At 31.9% G+C, this 16,882-nt stretch carries 15 protein-coding genes; 7 read left to right on the forward strand and 8 right to left on the reverse strand.

The annotated features are described in order from the left end of the window. Positions 1-101: 101 nt before the first annotated feature. The 5 genes from MED152_RS07835 to MED152_RS07855 all read left to right on the forward strand — a co-directional run bounded on the left by MED152_RS07835 (position 102) and on the right by MED152_RS07855 (position 3,493). Positions 102-461, forward strand: coding sequence for a cupin domain-containing protein (locus tag MED152_RS07835; protein ID WP_015481326.1), 360 nt, complete (start codon positions 102-104; stop codon positions 459-461). A 5-nt stretch (positions 462-466) separates the two neighbouring features. Beyond that, a complete protein-coding gene (gene rsmI / locus MED152_RS07840) occupies positions 467-1,141 on the forward strand; it encodes a 16S rRNA (cytidine(1402)-2'-O)-methyltransferase (protein WP_015481327.1) in 675 nt (224 codons plus the stop codon). A gap of 2 nt (positions 1,142-1,143) precedes the next feature. Continuing rightward, entirely contained in the window at positions 1,144-1,485 is a 342-nt protein-coding gene (locus MED152_RS07845) for a HopJ type III effector protein (protein ID WP_015481328.1), read from the forward strand. A 77-nt stretch (positions 1,486-1,562) separates the two neighbouring features. Beyond that, positions 1,563-2,921, forward strand: coding sequence for an NAD(P)/FAD-dependent oxidoreductase (locus MED152_RS07850; protein ID WP_015481329.1), 1,359 nt, complete (start codon positions 1,563-1,565; stop codon positions 2,919-2,921). Then, entirely contained in the window at positions 2,921-3,493 is a 573-nt protein-coding gene (locus MED152_RS07855) for a uracil-DNA glycosylase family protein (protein WP_015481330.1), read from the forward strand. Before MED152_RS07850 ends, MED152_RS07855 begins: the two co-directional genes overlap by 1 nt. Here MED152_RS07855 and MED152_RS07860 read toward each other — a convergent pair. Together MED152_RS07860 and MED152_RS07865 are read right to left on the reverse strand one after the other, a co-directional pair. After that, positions 3,483-4,085, reverse strand: a complete 603-nt coding sequence (locus MED152_RS07860) for a carboxymuconolactone decarboxylase family protein (RefSeq protein WP_015481331.1) — start codon at positions 4,083-4,085, stop codon at positions 3,483-3,485. The genes MED152_RS07855 and MED152_RS07860 overlap by 11 nt on opposite strands. A gap of 5 nt (positions 4,086-4,090) precedes the next feature. Then, positions 4,091-6,265: a T9SS type B sorting domain-containing protein gene (locus tag MED152_RS07865; RefSeq protein ID WP_015481332.1), complete on the reverse strand. Its 2,175-nt coding sequence runs from the start codon at positions 6,263-6,265 to the stop codon at positions 4,091-4,093. A 79-nt stretch (positions 6,266-6,344) separates the two neighbouring features. On the opposite strand from MED152_RS07865, the gene MED152_RS07870 reads away from it, so the two are divergent. Together MED152_RS07870 and recJ are read left to right on the forward strand one after the other, a co-directional pair. After that, a complete protein-coding gene (locus tag MED152_RS07870) occupies positions 6,345-6,770 on the forward strand; it encodes an OsmC family protein (RefSeq protein ID WP_015481333.1) in 426 nt (141 codons plus the stop codon). A 21-nt stretch (positions 6,771-6,791) separates the two neighbouring features. Next, positions 6,792-8,477, forward strand: a complete 1,686-nt coding sequence (gene recJ, locus MED152_RS07875) for a single-stranded-DNA-specific exonuclease RecJ (protein WP_015481334.1) — start codon at positions 6,792-6,794, stop codon at positions 8,475-8,477. A 1-nt stretch (position 8,478) separates the two neighbouring features. Here the strand turns inward: recJ and MED152_RS07880 are convergent, their stop codons facing one another. The 6 genes from MED152_RS07880 to MED152_RS07905 all read right to left on the reverse strand — a co-directional run bounded on the left by MED152_RS07880 (position 8,479) and on the right by MED152_RS07905 (position 16,706). Continuing rightward, complete coding sequence (locus MED152_RS07880) at positions 8,479-8,850, reverse strand: VOC family protein (protein WP_015481335.1); 372 nt, start codon at positions 8,848-8,850, stop codon at positions 8,479-8,481. A gap of 39 nt (positions 8,851-8,889) precedes the next feature. After that, positions 8,890-11,289 carry a helix-turn-helix domain-containing protein gene (locus tag MED152_RS07885; RefSeq protein ID WP_015481336.1) on the reverse strand — a complete coding sequence of 800 codons (2,400 nt, stop codon included), beginning with the start codon at positions 11,287-11,289 and terminating at the stop codon, positions 8,890-8,892. 78 nt (positions 11,290-11,367) lie between these two features. Further along, a complete protein-coding gene (locus MED152_RS07890) occupies positions 11,368-11,733 on the reverse strand; it encodes a DUF2200 domain-containing protein (RefSeq protein WP_015481337.1) in 366 nt (121 codons plus the stop codon). A gap of 60 nt (positions 11,734-11,793) precedes the next feature. After that, positions 11,794-12,678: a hypothetical protein gene (locus tag MED152_RS07895; RefSeq protein ID WP_015481338.1), complete on the reverse strand. Its 885-nt coding sequence runs from the start codon at positions 12,676-12,678 to the stop codon at positions 11,794-11,796. A gap of 41 nt (positions 12,679-12,719) precedes the next feature. After that, the gene (odhB, locus tag MED152_RS07900; RefSeq protein WP_015481339.1) at positions 12,720-13,943 is read right to left on the reverse strand and encodes a 2-oxoglutarate dehydrogenase complex dihydrolipoyllysine-residue succinyltransferase; all 1,224 of its coding nucleotides are present in this window, start codon (positions 13,941-13,943) and stop codon (positions 12,720-12,722) included. Positions 13,944-13,976: 33 nt separating this feature from the next. Then, positions 13,977-16,706 (reverse strand): 2-oxoglutarate dehydrogenase E1 component, encoded by a 2,730-nt coding sequence (locus MED152_RS07905; protein WP_015481340.1) that lies wholly within the window; start codon positions 16,704-16,706, stop codon positions 13,977-13,979. Positions 16,707-16,882 lie beyond the last annotated feature (176 nt).

Here is a 16,882-nt window from a genome sequence, read left to right on the forward strand (position 1 = left end):
GCCAAAAGCGAATATCCTTAAATTATCTTCTCAAATTTATTTCGAGATCTGACTGCAAAATTACACATTTTATCCATTAAAATCTTTGTAAATTTGTTTTTATGAGCGTAGTTAATATTCAAAAAAAATTTGGCCTTTTTAAAGATTTATGGTCTCCAAAAAAAATAGGAGAATTAAATGGTCAGCAAATTTTGTTAGCCAAAATTAAAGGTGAATTTGTTTTTCATAATCATGAAAATGAAGATGAACTTTTTTTGGTACAAAAAGGAGTTTTAGAAATGCATTTACGAGATGAAATCATCACTATAAACGAAGGTGAATTTTATATTGTGCCTAAAGGTGTAGATCATAAACCTGTTGCCAAAGAAGAGGTTCATATTTTATTATTTGAGCCACTATCTACAAAACATACAGGAGATGTTGTTGCAGATATTACTGTAGAAACTTACGAATCTATCTAACAATTATGAGTAAACTTTATTTAGTACCAACGCCAATAGGCAATTTAGAAGACATGACATTTAGAGCCATTCGTGTTCTAAAAGAAGCCGATTTTATTTTAGCAGAAGACACAAGAACAAGTGGAAAACTGTTGAAACATTTTGAAATTTCTACACAAATGCATAGTCATCATATGCACAATGAACACAAATCTATTGAGGGCATTTTAAATAGAATTAAAAGTGGAGAAACTTGTGCTGTAATTTCTGATGCTGGAACGCCTGCAATTTCTGATCCTGGATTTCTACTAACGAGAGCTTGTGTAGAGAATAATATTGAAGTAGAATGTTTACCTGGTGCCACTGCTTTTGTACCTGCTTTAGTTAATTCTGGCCTACCAAATGACAAGTTTGTTTTTGAAGGTTTTTTACCTGTAAAAAAAGGAAGACAAACACGTTTTTTACTTTTGGCTGAGGAAACAAGAACCATGATTTTTTATGAATCGCCTCATAAATTGGTAAAAACATTAGGCCATTTTATTGAATATTTTGGAGAAGAAAGAAAAGTTTCTGTTTCTAGAGAACTTACAAAAATGTTTGAAGAAACTGTTAGAGGAACTGCAGCCGAAGTTTTAGCTCACTTTACAAAAAAGCCACCAAAAGGTGAAATTGTAATAATTGTAGAAGGAAAAAATAAATAAAAATGACGATTACTCAATTTAAAGAGAAACTCAATAACCAACCAAACCAAGTGTTGTTTTCTGAAACAATGCAGCTTATAGAAGATAATTATACGTTTATACCAACAGCATTCACCAATGGTGAAATTACAAATAAGGCTGGCGAAAACTCTGGCTCATGTAAAGTTTTTGCTTTTGCACTAGCGCAAAAGTTGACAGAGAAAGAAACCTTAATTTGCTTTGGTGAACACTATAGAAATGTTCTAGAAGATTCAGAAGGTACATCACATCAAAATATTAGAAATTTTATGAAATTTGGTTTTGATGGTTTGACTTTGGCCAATAAGGCACTTTCTAAGAAGTAAATCAGTTCATAATTTCAGCAATACAATTAAGAACAATTTACTAAGAACATTATTTTTGATACCTAGATACAGTTATTATGGAAGAAATTAAATATGATGTTTTTGTTATTGGTAGTGGAATTGCAGGCCAAACAGCAGCCGAAATTTGTGCAAAAGAAGGTCTAAAGGTAGCTATTGCAGACAATAAAGCTTTTGGAGGAACTTGCGCTATTAGAGGTTGTGACCCTAAAAAAGTGATGCTTCAATTTGCAGAAATTACACAAAAAGCAAAACATTTAAAAGGTTTAGGGTTTACTAAACTTCCTAAAATAAATTGGGATGATATTTTAAAATTCAAGAATAATTTTACTGAAGCTGTACCAAAATCTACTGAAGAAGATTTGGCTGATTTAGACATCGATTTGTATCATCAATCTCCAAAATTCATATCAAAAAATAAAATTTCTGTAGAAGGTAAAACTGTAATTGCAGATAAATTTGTTATTGCAACAGGTTTAATACCAAGAACATTAAAGTTTAAAGGTGCAGAATTTTTAAAAACTAGTGATGACTTCTTCAACCTAAAAAAACTACCCAAGTCAGTTACTTTTATTGGCTCTGGTTATATAGGTATGGAGTTCTGTTTTTTGTTATCAACCTTAGGATGTAAAGTTATAATGATTGATAGAGGACCTAGAATTTTATCTCAATTTGAAAAATCACTAACCGAAAAAATTAAGCAAAATTTAGCTAACAATGGTGTTGAATTTATCTTTGAGGCAGATGTTCTATCTGTAGAAAAAGGTAGAAAAAAATTAAAATTAAACTACAAAGTTGGCAAGGAAGAGCGCAGTTTAAAATCTCACATCATCTTTAACACTTCTGGAAGAGTACCATCTTTAGAAGCCTTGAATTTAGAAAATGCTGCGATAAAAGCAGATGAATCTGGAGTTTTGGTAAACGATTATTTACAAAGTTCTAGTGCAAAACATGTTTTTGCTTGTGGAGATGTTTCTAGTAAATCTTTTCCATTAACACCTTTATCTGGCTTACAAGGTTATATTGTTGGTCATAACATTTTAAAGGCAAGAAGCAAGAAATTTAAAAATCCGTTAGTACCTTCTATCGTTTTTACAGATCCTAATTTAGCCATGGTTGGTTATTTAGAAGAAGAAGCAAAAAAACGATATAAAAACACTAAAGTTTATAAGGGAGATGCTTCTAATTGGTACAATGCAAAAAAAGAAAATGCCCCTTTTTACGCTTATAAAATTATCGTAAACAAAAGAACTGATCAAATTGTAGGTGCTCACCTTTTGAGTAGTGAAGCAAATGAAACCATTAATATTTTTACCACTGCCATAAACGCTAAAATGACTGTAAATGAATTTAAGAAAATGATATTTACCTATCCTTCTTACGCAAGTGATTTAAAAAGTATGTTTAAAGAAGACTAATGCAAAAATTATTAGCAGAAATTAGAAATTGTAAACTTTGTGAACCTCATTTAGATTTGGGTGCAAGGCCCATAATAGCTGCTTCAGAAAATTCTAAAATACTTTTAATTAGTCAAGCTCCTGGAAGAATTGCTCACCTTAAAAATAAAGCTTGGGATGATCCTAGTGGAAAAGTGTTAAGAAAATGGTTACATGTAGATGAAAGCCAGTTTTACAATACAGATCACTTTGCTATTCTACCTGCAGGGTTTTGTTTTCCTGGCAAAGGAAAAAGTGGAGATAAATTGCCAAGAAAAGAATGCGCTCCTCTATGGCATTCTAAAGTTATGCATCAATTTAAAAATGTACAACTTAAAATTTTAATTGGTAATTATGCTCAAACTTATTATTTAAAAAATAAGCCAAGAACGTTAACAGAAACAGTAAAAAATTATCAAAGTTTTTTACCTGAATATTTGGTATTACCTCATCCATCTCCAAGAAATAGATTTTGGATTCAAAAAAATCCTTGGTTTACGAATGAGGTAATTCCTGATTTACAAAAAGTGGTTACAAAAATACTTAGTACTTAGAACCATCGTGCTTACCAACTTCAAAACCATGTTTACCTAAAAACTGATTTCCACTTTCTATAGCATCCTCTTCTAAAGTTGTACCCATAGAATCATTCCATCTATTTAAATATCCAAATAAAGAAATAACACCTAGCATTTCTACGATTTCTCCTTCATCCCAATATTTATATAATTCTTCTTTGATTTTTGCATCTACTGCATTTGGCACCACAGAAGCTGCTAAAGAAAAATCTAACGCAGCTCTTTCTGCATCTGAAAATGCTTTGTGGGTTTTATATTCCCAAATATTATCTAACTGCTCTTGCTCTGCTCCATAACGTTCTGCTGCTCTAATGGCATGTGCTTGGCAATATCTACAACCTGTAGCATTGCTAGAAACCCAGGCAATCATTCTTTTTAAGGCAGAAGTTACTCTACCCTCATTAGCCATTACAGCTTTATTTAAGTTGATAAATGCTTTAGAAATTGCTGGTCTTCTTTGCATGGTAAGCACTGAGTTTGGACAAAAACCTAAGGTTTCATTAAAAAACTCTGCTAACTTTTTTGTTTCTAAATCGTGTTCTGCTGCTAAAGGTGTTACTAATGCCATAATTGTTATTTTCTTATTAAACTAAAATTGCCTGTTTTTTCTATTGATAAATTATTAATATCGGTTAAAGTTACTTTAAACCAGTAGGTATTAGAGGGTGCAGGTTTGCTATTTGTAAAACCATTCCAGCCTTCATTGTTATCCATTTTAAAAATTAAAGAACCATATCTATTGTAAATAAAAACCGTAGATATTGAATAAAAGGTTTCATCGAAACCAGAAATTTTCCAAATATCATTGCTATTATCTCCATTTGGTGAAAAGAACTTTGGATAAGCCAAAATTGAAAATACCAAACTAGCTGTTCCACAACCTCCTTGATCTCTTACATAAAGTGTGTGAATACCTGTGGTTAAGTTTTGAAAAATTACATTATCTGAATAATTACCAAACTCATCATCTAAAGCATATTCATAGGTACCATTTCCTAAATTTGTATTTGCAATTTGAATGGAATTATTGTTAGAATCATCTGTAATGATGACGTCATTCATAGTTATGGTTGCCTTTTCACTATCTATCACTAAAAAAGTTTGTTCTGCTGACACACAACCTGCTGCAGATACTGCACTTACAGCATAAGAGCCAGTCTCAGTTACATTTATTTGGGCTGTATTCTCAGGTAATAATGCTCCTTCTCTTTTCCAAATATAGGTGTAATTGCCTTGTGCATTTGTTGTTATTAAATCTACATTACCAATATCTTCACACAAAATAAACTCAGGCTGAAGCAAATCAAAAATAGGAATAGTGTTATCTACTTCTGCAATTACTTCTTTTCTATCCATAGAAATACAGTCTAAATTATTAGCTTCTACAAAATAACTTGTGGTTGCGTTTAAATTTGGAGTTTGAAAATTATCGCCAATAAAAAGAGGAGTGGTACTTGTAGGTGTTTCATACCAATACACATCTCCTTGATTTGCTTCTGCACTTAACAAAGCAGCACCAGAACAAATTAAATCATTAGTAACTTCTGTAATTTGTGGTCTTTGATTTACAATTACTGTAACAGGAGTTCTTGTATAAGAATTACAACCATTTACGGTAATTGCAGCAAAATAAGTAGTGTTTTCTGTAATAAATGGCGTTGTAAAGCTGTTTCCACTGCCTAGCAAGTTATTACCCGATTGCGTTTCATACCATAGAATATTTCCTTCACTTGGTTCTGCAGAAATGGTTACTGAACCAGATTCACAAATGGTAGCAGATGTTGTTGTTATTATTTGTGGTAAATAAATGCTTGTACTAGCAACAATATTTAGTGGGCTATCTCCTGGTTTTCCATACTCTACAATATAACCTCGTGGAATGTATAAATCTGTACCCCCAGTATTTGGCAAATCGTTCCATGCACCTAAAATTCCTATAGAAGGATCTGTAATATGTGCATAGTCTTCTCCTGTAGTATTATTTCCTCTAAAATCATTTGGTTCTCCATTATTCCAAAATGCAAAGTTTGGCGACGTTCCATTTACTTGACCTCTCCAAAAAACGGTACCTGCTTCTGGGCCTGTAACCCATTTCCATTCACCTTCTGTTTCTTCATCAGAACCACCTATCCAACCAGCACCTGCAGCTTGTTTTCCTGCAAAATCTGCTTCTTCTCTACTTGTAAGTGTTGCTAAATAACCCTCTCTACCAAAATAAGTTCTGTTTTCAGCTAGCAGTCTTGCTTGAGCCCAAGTAATACCTTCATCTGCTACAAATTCATAAAAATGATCTGTTGCTGGCAAATAATTTGCATCATCTACAGTAAGTGAAAATATCTTTTCTTCTACTACATCTGTGGCAGTTGTAGAAAATACAATAGCCCTAACTGCAGCCGTTAATTCAGAAAACTCAATTTCTGTAGTTCCGTTTGTAGGTAATAAGGTTAGTTTACCTTCATTTGGATTCCAACTTGCAGAAATATTAGGATGACTACCTGTTAATTCCAACAAATCTAAATTACGTTGGTAGCCCTCAGAAATCTGAACGAAAAAATTTTCTATACCTAAATCATCAGGATCTGTAATAGAAAAATTGGTTACAATATTAATACTAGAACCAACACAAAAAAGTTGCCTACCTTCTGCAGTAATTGAAGGGGCAGAATCAGCTTGTGCATACACAAAGAAATTACTACAAAACCATAGGATAAAAAATAACCTAGTTTTTAGTTGCAGAGAATTTTTCATTTTAAGGATAAACTATTTGTGATTTCTTACTTTTGTAACAAAGCACAATTTACTACTTCATTCTTTAAATATATAAATTATGGTAAAAAATATAGTTACTACAAAATGGACTCAAAAGTCTCAATTCGATACAGACAATCCAAGTGGGCATCACCTAACAATGTTCGATAAATCTCAAGATAATGGAGATGTTGTAGGTTTTGCTCCAAAAGCATTAATGCTATCTTCTTTGGCAGGTTGTTCTGGTTTAGATGTAGTATCTCTTTTAGAAAAAATGAGGGCTGAAGTAGCGCAGTTTCATATAGAAGTTACTGCAGAACTTACAGATGAACATCCAAAATATTATAATAAAGTAAAGGTAGATTATCATTTTTCGGATGCAGAATTACAACCAGATAAAATACAGAAAGCCGTAAATTTATCTGTAACCAAATACTGTGGAGTAATGGAAATGTTTAGAAAATTTGCTGATGTAAAAACAGAAATTCATTTACATAATTTATAAAATTAAAGTTCAACATTTGCTATGAGATGGACTTTAAAACCAACACCAGATTCAGAAAAAGTAAAATCACTTGCGAAAGAATTGCAGGTGTCACCTACTATTGCAAGAATACTTTGTCAAAGAGATATAAATACTTTTAATGAGGCTAAATTATTTTTTAGACCAAGTTTAGAGGATGTTCATGATCCTTTTTTAATGAAAGATATGGATTTGGCTGTTGCAAGAATTGACAAAGCTATCGCCAAACAAGAAAACATTTTGGTCTATGGAGATTATGATGTAGATGGCACAACAGCTGTATCTTTAGTAGCCTCTTATTTAAGAACTTTATCACCTAATATTGCCACTTATATTCCTGATAGATATGCAGAAGGTTATGGAGTTTCTTATGCAGGAATCGATTTTGCAGAAGACAACGATTTCGCTTTAATTATTGCCTTAGATTGTGGAATTAAAGCCATTGATAAAGTGGCTTATGCTACACAAAAAGGCATAGATTTTATTATTTGTGATCATCATAAACCTGGAGATGAAATACCTAAAGCTGTTGCTGTTCTTAATGCAAAAAGAGAAGATTGTTCCTATCCTTTTGATGAACTTTGTGGTTGTGGAGTTGGCTTTAAACTCATACAGGCATTAGGTGTTTCTAGGCAACAAACTATAGAAAAGTTTGTGCCTTATTTAGATTTAGTAGCTACAGCCATTGCTGCAGATATTGTACCTATGAATGGCGAGAACAGAGTTCTAGCTTACTATGGTATACAAGTAATTAACAACAATCCAAGAAATGGAATTAAGGCATTAGTTCATCAAACTAAAAAGAAAGAGCTAACCATTACAGATGTTGTGTTTATTATTGCACCTAGAATTAATGCTGCAGGTAGAATGAAACATGGTAATTATGCTGTAGAATTGTTGACTGAAATGGATTTTGATTCGGCTGTACAATTTGCTGCAGACATAGAGATTTTTAATGCAGACAGAAAAGATCTTGATAAAAAAATTACAGACGAAGCCTTAATTCAAATTATAGATAATAATGAAGAAGATAAATTTACTTCTGTTGTTTATCAAGAAGATTGGCATAAAGGTGTAATTGGTATTGTAGCTTCTAGATTAATAGAAAAATATTACAGACCTACTTTAGTATTTACAAAAAGTGGCGATAAATTGGCAGCATCTGCTAGATCTGTAAAGGGTTTTGATGTATACAATGCCTTATTAGCTTGCTCTGAATTTATAGAACAGTTTGGAGGCCATAAATATGCTGCTGGCTTAACCTTATTGCCAGAAAATTACAACAAGTTTAAAAACAAGTTCGAAGAAGTTGTTTCTAAAACTATAGATAAAAAACTTCTTACCCCAGAAATTACAGTTGATGCAGAAATAGAACTTTCTGAAATTACTCCAAAATTATTCAGGATTCTAGAACAAATGGCGCCTTTTGGCCCTCAAAATATGAAGCCTGTATTTAAAACAAGTAGTGTTAGAGACAATGGTTATGGTAAAAAAGTAGGTGCAGACCAATCCCACCTAAAATTAAATGTTTTTCAGGGTGATAATAAACAAACTTTTGGAGCTATTGGTTTTGGTTTGGGTGATAAATTAGAAGAAGCTCAAAACGATTTTGATATCGTCTACACCTTAGACGAAAATATTTGGAATGGTCATAAATCCATTCAGTTGGTTTTAAAAGATTTGAAATAATCTAAACATGCTGATCAATTAGAATTGTATTTCCATCAGGATCTAAAATTACCAAACTAGCTGGCCCAGAACTGTTTTCATCTGCTTCTTGCTCTAATTTAATATCATTAGCTTTTAAGTGTTTTTGAATTTTTCGAACATCATCAAACTCTTTTAGTTCACTTGCATTTTCATCCCAACCAGGATTAAATGTCATAATATTATTTTCAAACATCCCTTCAAAAAGACCTATTAAAGCATTCCCGTTTTTCATAATGAGATACTTTTTTTCAAGCTCACCTGCAAAAACAGAAAAACCTAACTTTTCGTAAAACTCCTTTGATTTTTGAATGTCTTTTACTGCTAAACTATTAGAAAATGCACCTAATATCATATAAATAAGTTTTTTGGTTGATGACTTAAAGTTAAGAAATTATCTCTCCATAGAAAGTAAAACCATTCTTAATTCCATAAAAGTGAATGATTTATCTACCTTTTCTTTTAATTCTGTGAGGTTTTTAAATTCTACTTCCTCTATTTGGTTTACAATCTTTTTGTAGCGCTTTAATTCTATTAACTCTAAAATATCAACATCTCCTGAAGAAATAAAACTTGCTAAATGACTTTCTATAGTACCTTTAGTTAAACTGCGCTCTTTTGCAATTTCTGAAATAGATAAGCCAGACTTAAACAGTTCAAACGAAATTTGTTTAGTAGACTTTTTATCTTCTTTCTTTTGCTCATTAAACTTATTAATTCCGTTTTCTGAACAGTATTCTTCTATTGCTTCTAAAATTTCTTCACCATATTTCTGTACTCTAATTTTACCCATTCCAGAAATTTTAAGCAACTCTCTTTCACTTCTTGGCAGAGTATCGCAAATGGCGTATAAAGTTTCTTGGGTAAATATTTGAAAGTGTGGAATTTTAGCTGCCTTAGAAATATCATCTCTTAGCTCACGTAATTTTAAAGCCAAAATAGGATCGCGTTTTGAACTTAATTTCTTCTTCTTTTTAGGTTCAGATTTTTGCAAAACTGCATTGGCTCTTACTTGTAAATAATCTTGAACTTTAAAGCCCATCTTCATTTTTTGCAAGGCAAATAATTTTTCTTCTAATAGTTCTTGCAAGGCATCAAACTGCTTTAAAAAATCTTTTTTTATAGCTTTATTGTCTGTAGAAAACTCAATGACATCAATTGGTTTTTGAATATTAGTAGTGGTTGTATTTAAAAAATAATCTACACCTTTTAAAAATCGTTCTTGAATAGATGAACTATTTTCGGGCAACACACTATTCTCGGCTAATGTTGTTAACTGATTTTTAAACCCGTTAGAAACTTTCATTAAAGCTGCTACTCCATCATCTTTTATGGTTTGTAAATGATCTATAACATCACCTTTTATACTCGATTGGTTTTTGTAGAAAATATCTATCAACCTAGAAATTGGATATAAGAACTTTTGATAATCAAACAATTCAGCAATTAAATTTAACTGAAAATCTTTTTCTGATGCTATTAAATCTGCTTCATCTGGATGGTTTTCTTCTACACGTTCGTTAAACTGACTCACAGTTTGATCATTGATAATGGCACTGCTGGTAATTGGTGTTTTTAAAACCAAACCATCTAAAGAAGTACACCTACTTAAAGCCACATAAGTTTGCCCATGAGCAAAAGAAGCTTCTGCATCTATAATGGCTTTATCGAATGTTAATCCTTGACTTTTATGGATGGTAATTGCCCAAGCTAAACGCAATGGAATTTGAGAAAATGAGCCAATTACATCTTCTTTAATTTCTTTGGTTTCGTCATTTATTGAATAATTTACATTATCCCACTTTTCTCTTTCTGTAACAATTTCATCAATTTCATTTGGGCATTGCACAGTAACACTATCTCTAGAAATATCTGTAACTATACCTATTTTACCATTAAAATATCTTTTTTCTGGTGATGAGTCATTCTTAATAAACATGACTTGAGCACCCACTTTTAGCGCCAACTTTTCGTCATTAGGAAATGAATTTTCATTAAACTTACCTGAAACATCAGCTGTAAAAAAGTGGGTTTTGTTGTTAAGCTTATTTAATTCAGAATCGTTAATGGTGTTTGCTCTTTTATTATGTGTGGTGAGCGTTATATAATTGTCGTCTGCACTTGGAGAAAAACTAGGATCAAACCTTTCATTCAAAATTTTAGCAGACTTATCAGACAGATTGTTGTTTCGAATCTCATTAAGAATGGTTATAAATTTTTCGTTTTTTTGACGATAAATATGCTTTAATTCAATGGATACAACATTGGCTTCTTGAAAAGCTTTTGAACTAAAAAAGTAAACAGTATTATAATATTGTTGCAATAAACTCCATTCATTTGGTCTAATAACTGGCGCTAATTGCTGTAAATCTCCAATCATTAAAACTTGTGCGCCACCAAAAACCTTATTTCTGTTTTTGTATCTGCGCATAACTTGATCTATACCATCTAACAAATCCGCACGAACCATGGAAATTTCATCAATAATTACTAAATCTAAAGATTTAATAATATCAATCTTTGTTTTAGAAAATCTACGTTGCTGATTGTTTTGAGTTTGGTTGGGCAAAATAGGCCCAAAAGGCATTTGAAAAAAGGAATGAATTGTAACCCCTTTTGCGTTAATTGCTGCAACACCTGTAGGCGCAACAATTACTAATCTTTTTAAAGATTCGTTTTTAATTTGATGTAAAAAAGTAGTTTTACCTGTACCCGCTTTTCCTGTAATGAAAAGGTTTCTATCTGTTTTTTCGATAAAACTTAAGGCAAGTTCTAATTCAGGATTTGTGGGCATTTTACTTTTTGATGCAAGATAAACAAACCTGAATTATATCTTAAATATCGTATTAAAAAGTTACCTAGAATGTTTGGTTTAAGAGCGTAAAATTTTCTCCATTTTTCTACCTTTTGCAAGTTCATCTACCAATTTATCTAGATATCTTACTTTTTGGGTTAACTCATTATCTATTTCTTCTATTCTATAACCACAAATAACACCTTTAATCAAACTAGCATTATCATTTAAATTTGCTTCTTCAAAAAAAGTAGTAAAAGTGACTTGATCCTTAATTAATTGTTGAAGTTTCTCTGAATTAAAACCTGTTAACCATTCTATTACTTGATGTAATTCATTAATAGTTCTACCTTTTTTCTCAATCTTTGTTACATAATGAGGATATACAGAATAGAACTTCATGTTAGCTATTCTAGCATTATGTTTGTCTGTAGTTGTGCTCATAAATTTGGTTTAGTCGAATTTACAAAAAATTATATGGTAATAGAAATAAGAAAGGTTTGGTTACTCTTTAATTAACTGATAACCTTTAAAATTCACATTGTCTAAAGTTACAGCAACAGGATCTACACCTACTGAATTTTTAACAGACTTATTACCATTAATTTGCATGCCTATTTGAATAAAGTTTTCTACCCAGCCATTTTTTGCATTTACGTAAGGTAAGGTTGTGTTTTGCAAACTAAATATTTCATTATCAATAATCATTGATTTGTAAACAATAGTATTTTCTGTGATATAACTTTCTAACTTAATGGTGTGCCATTCTTTTGGAGACAAACAATAATTAATTTTAGGACTGAAAGATTGCCAACCAATGGGAATATTATCTGCATTTTGCTCATCATTCCAAAAACGCCATTCACCAGCTTTACTAAATTGTAATCCAAATCCATGTGAAAAAGGCAATTCTATATGTTGCCAAGTAAGTTCTAAACCTTCTATTGTTGCCAAATCTGAGTTAGAACAGTCTAATTCGCCATCTATATACAAATCTAATTCGTAAACCAAATACTTTGCTTCTTGATATTGCCAAGGTTCTCCTTGCCATTTCAAAGCTTTTGTGTTTGTGAAAAATACATTATTGTATTGGTCTCCTCCTGTTATTGCACAGTGTAACTTTATATTGCTAATACTATTGGTATGATCTAAAGACCAGCTTATTGTTGTACCAGGAAAAATAATATCTTCATAAACGCCCCAACCTGTGTAATACAAGTCTAGTTGTTCGTCATAAATTCTTTGAGAAGCATTGAGGGTATCATTCTCAATGTTTTGATAGTCAAAAATAAGTTCTCCTTTTTGGTAAGCAGAAACTTGAAGTGGATTTTCTTTAGAACATCCAAAAATAAGAAGAACACTTGCGAAAAAAATGACCCTTTTAATCATACTATCGTGCTTCTTATTTTTGGATATTGAAAAGAGTAAAATTACATTTCTAATGCTTTTGTTGGATTATTATCCATCAATAATTCTACAGGATTTTCTAAAGCCTCTTTAATAGCAACTAAGAAACCTACAGATTCTCTACCATCAATAATTCTATGATCGTAAGATAGTGCTACATACATAATTGGTGCAATTGTTACACCACCATCTACAGCAATTGGTCTTTCTACAATATTGTGCATTCCTAAAATTGCACTTTGAGGTGGATTGATAATTGGCGTAGATAACATAGAACCAAAAACACCACCATTGGTAATTGTAAAGGTTCCTCCTGTCATTTCATCAATAGTAATCTGCCCATCTCTAGCTCTTAAGGCCAAACGTTTTACTTCGCTTTCTACACCTCTAAAAGATAAGTCTTCTGCATTTCTAATTACAGGTACCATTAATCCTTTAGGACCAGATACTGCAATTGAAATATCTTGAAAATCATGTTTTACTTGGTAATCTCCATCAATCATAGAGTTTACATCTGGGTACATTTTTAATGCTCTAACTACTGCTAAAGTAAAGAAAGACATGAACCCTAAACCAACACCATGCTTTGCTTTAAAATCTTCTTTATATTGAGATCTTAAGTCAAAAATTGGCTGCATATTTACCTCGTTAAACGTAGTTAACATTGCAGTTTCGCTTTTTACAGCTACTAAACGTTCTGCAACTTTTCTACGTAACATAGACATTTTCTTACGCTCAGTTCCACGAGTTCCGTTTGCAGGTTGAGTACCCATAGATGGTACTGCTTTTACAGCATCATCTTTAGTAATTCTACCATCTTTTCCAGTACCTTTTACAGTTGAAGCTTCAATTCCTTTTTCAGCTAAAACTTTTTTAGCTGCAGGAGATGCAACACCAGATGCATAGGTATCTTTTTTCTCTACTGCTGGAGAAACTTTATGCTCTTGTGTTGGAGCTTCTTTGGTTGGTTTTTCCTCATTTGATGAATCTCCTCCTTCTGGTTTAGAAGCACTTGTATCTATTAAACATACTACTTCACCAACAGCAACAGCATCACCTTCTTCTGCTTTTAAAGTGATAATTCCGCTTTCTTCTGCAGGTAATTCTAAAGTAGCTTTGTCTGAATCTACTTCTGCAATTGGTTGATCTTTCTCAACATAATCTCCATCTTCAACTAACCAAGTTGCAATTTCTACTTCTGTGATTGATTCTCCTGGAGAAGGAACTTTCATTTCTAAAACACTCATGGTTTCTCTTTTATATTTATTCTAAATCTCTTATTAACTATTAAAAACGCTGTCTATTACAGCTTTATGTCTTTTCTTAAAACGTGTACTTGAACCTGCTGCTGGTACTGCATAATATTTACGAGAACGTACAGATAGGTTCTTCAATTCAAATCTTTGTAACATGTAGCTCCAAGCACCCATATTTCTAGGTTCTTCTTGTGCCCAAATATATTCTTCAATATTTGGATATCTCTCTATTACTTGCTGAATTTTTTCTTTATGAAGTGGGAATAATTGCTCTATTCTAACTAAAGCAATATCTTCTCTTTTATTTTCTTCTCTTTCTGCTAACAAATCATAATAGAATTTACCCATACAGAAAACTAATTTCTTTACTTTATCTGGGTTAATTGTATCGTCTATTACTTCTTGGAATTCTCCAGTAGCTAATTCTTCTATGGTGTTAACCGCTTTTACATGTCTAAGTAAACTTTTAGGAGTAAAAACAATTAATGGTTTTCTATAATCACGTTTCATTTGACGACGCAATAAGTGGAAAAAGTTAGCTGGAGTTGTACAGTTTGCAACTGTCATATTATCTTCTGCACAAAGCTGTAAATAACGTTCTATTCTTGCAGATGAATGTTCTGATCCTTGCCCTTCATAACCATGAGGTAATAAAACTACAATACCGTTTTGAACTTTCCATTTGTCTTCTGCAGCAGAAATATATTGATCGAACATGATTTGTGCTCCGTTTGAAAAATCTCCAAACTGTGCTTCCCAAATTGTTAATGTATTTGGGTTAGCCATGGCATAACCATAATCAAAACCTAACACACCATACTCAGATAATAACGAATTGTAAATCGTCATTTTACCCTTATTGTTTGGGTTTGTGTTTAATAAATTTACACGTTCTTCAGTTTTTTCATCTCTTAAAACAGCATGTCTGTGCGAAAATGTTCCTCTTTCTACATCTTGCCCAGAAATACGAACATTAAAGCCTTCTTCCATTAAAGAACCATAAGCTAAATTTTCGGCCATTCCCCAATCTAATTGATTGGTTTCGAATGCCATTTTAGCTCTACCTTGTAAAATACGTTCTGCTTTTCTTACAAAATTTGCACCTTCAGGAACAGTTGAAACTACTTTTGCAATGCGCTTTAAACCATCTACAGGATACTTTGTGTCTAAAGTTTGTAGCATGGCAGTTTCATTCTGACGCTCAAAGCCCTCCCAAGTAGACTCCATAAATTCTTTTACTTTAGAATTTTCGTCTTGCTTAGAATTGTCAAACTCTCTTTCTAACATTCCTTTAAATTCATCTGTAATTTCTTTTACATATGATGAATCTATAGAACCTTCTTGTAATAATTTCTCTGCATAAATTTCCTTCGGATTTTTATGCTTAGAAATTGCTTTGTATAATTTAGGCTGTGTAAAACGAGGTTCATCACCTTCATTATGCCCATATTTACGATATCCTAATAAATCAATAAAAATATCGGTTTTAAATTTCATTCTAAACTGCAAAGCCATTTCCATTGCATGACAAACAGCTTCTGTATCATCTGCATTTACGTGCAATACAGGAGATAACGTTACTTTTGCAACATCTGTACAATACGTACTAGAACGTGCATCTAAGTAATTGGTTGTAAAACCTATTTGGTTATTTACTACTATATGTATAGTACCACCAGTTTTGTAACCATTTAATTTGGCCATTTGTACAACCTCGTAAGCTATACCTTGCCCAGCAATAGCTGCATCTCCATGAATAACGATTGGTAAGATTTTACTTGAATCTCCATCGTATTTTCTATCAATTTTAGCTCTTGTAATACCTTCTGCAACTGCTGCAACAGTTTCTAAGTGCGATGGATTTGGAACTAAATTCATTTTAATTTCATTACCATCTCTATAGGTTTTACTCAACGTTAAACCTAAGTGATATTTTACATCACCATCTATATCTTGGTCTTCAAAATCTTTACCTTCAAACTCACTGAACAAATCTCTTACAGGTTTTTTAAAGATGTTCACTAAGGTATTTAAACGCCCTCTGTGAGCCATACCTAAAACACATTCTTTAACTCCGTATTTCTCTGCAGCATCTCTTAACATTACACTAATTCCAGGAATTAATGTTTCTCCTCCTTCTAAAGAAAAACGCTTTTGACCTACATATTTAGTTTGTAAAAAGCTTTCAAATGTAACTGCTTGATTTAATTTAGATAAGATGTATTTCTTAGAATCCTGACTGTAGCTAGGGTGATTATCGTTCTCATTTAAACGCTCTTGCCACCATTTTAATTTCTCAGGATTACGCATGTACATGTATTCTACACCAATAGAATCGCAATAAATGCTTTTAAGATGATCTATAATTTTAGATAATTTTACTCTACCAATGCCTAAAACATCACCTGCAGAAAATTCTTTGTCTAAATCATCTTGAGTTAAACCAAAGTTTTCTATAGCTAAAGTTGGTTCGTATTTTCTTCTATCTCTAACAGGATTTGTTTTTGTAAATAAATGACCTCTAGTTCTGTACCCATTTATTAAGTCTACAACCAAGAATTCTTTTCTAACTTCTTGTGGAATTTCTGTAGAAACTTCTTCATCTGTTAACGAATAGTTTTCATTTGCAAGATCATAACCTTGAAAAAAACTTCTCCAACTTGGTTCTACTGAATCTGGATTAACTAAATATTGATCGTATAAATCTGCTATAAAGCCTGTGTGTGCTGCGTTTAAGAACGAAAATTTGTCCATATAATTATTTATGCTTTTGTTTAAGCTACTAATTGAAACAAAAATACAATTTTTAAAAATATTGCGTAATTTATTTAGGAATATAAATCATTAAAATTTTATTAAAAAAAATAAAAAAGTATTTGGCAATATTCTAAAATAATATATATTTGCACTCGCTAATCACAAATTGTGAA

The organism is Polaribacter sp. MED152 (assembly GCF_000152945.2).
Lineage (GTDB): Bacteria > Bacteroidota > Bacteroidia > Flavobacteriales > Flavobacteriaceae > Polaribacter.

Coding starts and splice junctions, on each gene's coding strand:
- MED152_RS07890 (WP_015481337.1), bottom strand. CDS start 11,733: ATGAGCACAACTACAGACAAACATAATGCTAGAATAGCTAACATGAAG.
- MED152_RS07880 (WP_015481335.1), bottom strand. CDS start 8,850: ATGATATTAGGTGCATTTTCTAATAGTTTAGCAGTAAAAGACATTCAA.
- MED152_RS07855 (WP_015481330.1), top strand. CDS start 2,921: ATGCAAAAATTATTAGCAGAAATTAGAAATTGTAAACTTTGTGAACCT.
- MED152_RS07850 (WP_015481329.1), top strand. CDS start 1,563: ATGGAAGAAATTAAATATGATGTTTTTGTTATTGGTAGTGGAATTGCA.
- MED152_RS07865 (WP_015481332.1), bottom strand. CDS start 6,265: ATGAAAAATTCTCTGCAACTAAAAACTAGGTTATTTTTTATCCTATGG.
- MED152_RS07905 (WP_015481340.1), bottom strand. CDS start 16,706: ATGGACAAATTTTCGTTCTTAAACGCAGCACACACAGGCTTTATAGCA.
- MED152_RS07870 (WP_015481333.1), top strand. CDS start 6,345: ATGGTAAAAAATATAGTTACTACAAAATGGACTCAAAAGTCTCAATTC.
- MED152_RS07885 (WP_015481336.1), bottom strand. CDS start 11,289: ATGCCCACAAATCCTGAATTAGAACTTGCCTTAAGTTTTATCGAAAAA.
- MED152_RS07895 (WP_015481338.1), bottom strand. CDS start 12,678: ATGATTAAAAGGGTCATTTTTTTCGCAAGTGTTCTTCTTATTTTTGGA.
- MED152_RS07835 (WP_015481326.1), top strand. CDS start 102: ATGAGCGTAGTTAATATTCAAAAAAAATTTGGCCTTTTTAAAGATTTA.
- rsmI (WP_015481327.1), top strand. CDS start 467: ATGAGTAAACTTTATTTAGTACCAACGCCAATAGGCAATTTAGAAGAC.
- MED152_RS07860 (WP_015481331.1), bottom strand. CDS start 4,085: ATGGCATTAGTAACACCTTTAGCAGCAGAACACGATTTAGAAACAAAA.
- recJ (WP_015481334.1), top strand. CDS start 6,792: ATGAGATGGACTTTAAAACCAACACCAGATTCAGAAAAAGTAAAATCA.
- MED152_RS07845 (WP_015481328.1), top strand. CDS start 1,144: ATGACGATTACTCAATTTAAAGAGAAACTCAATAACCAACCAAACCAA.
- odhB (WP_015481339.1), bottom strand. CDS start 13,943: ATGAGTGTTTTAGAAATGAAAGTTCCTTCTCCAGGAGAATCAATCACA.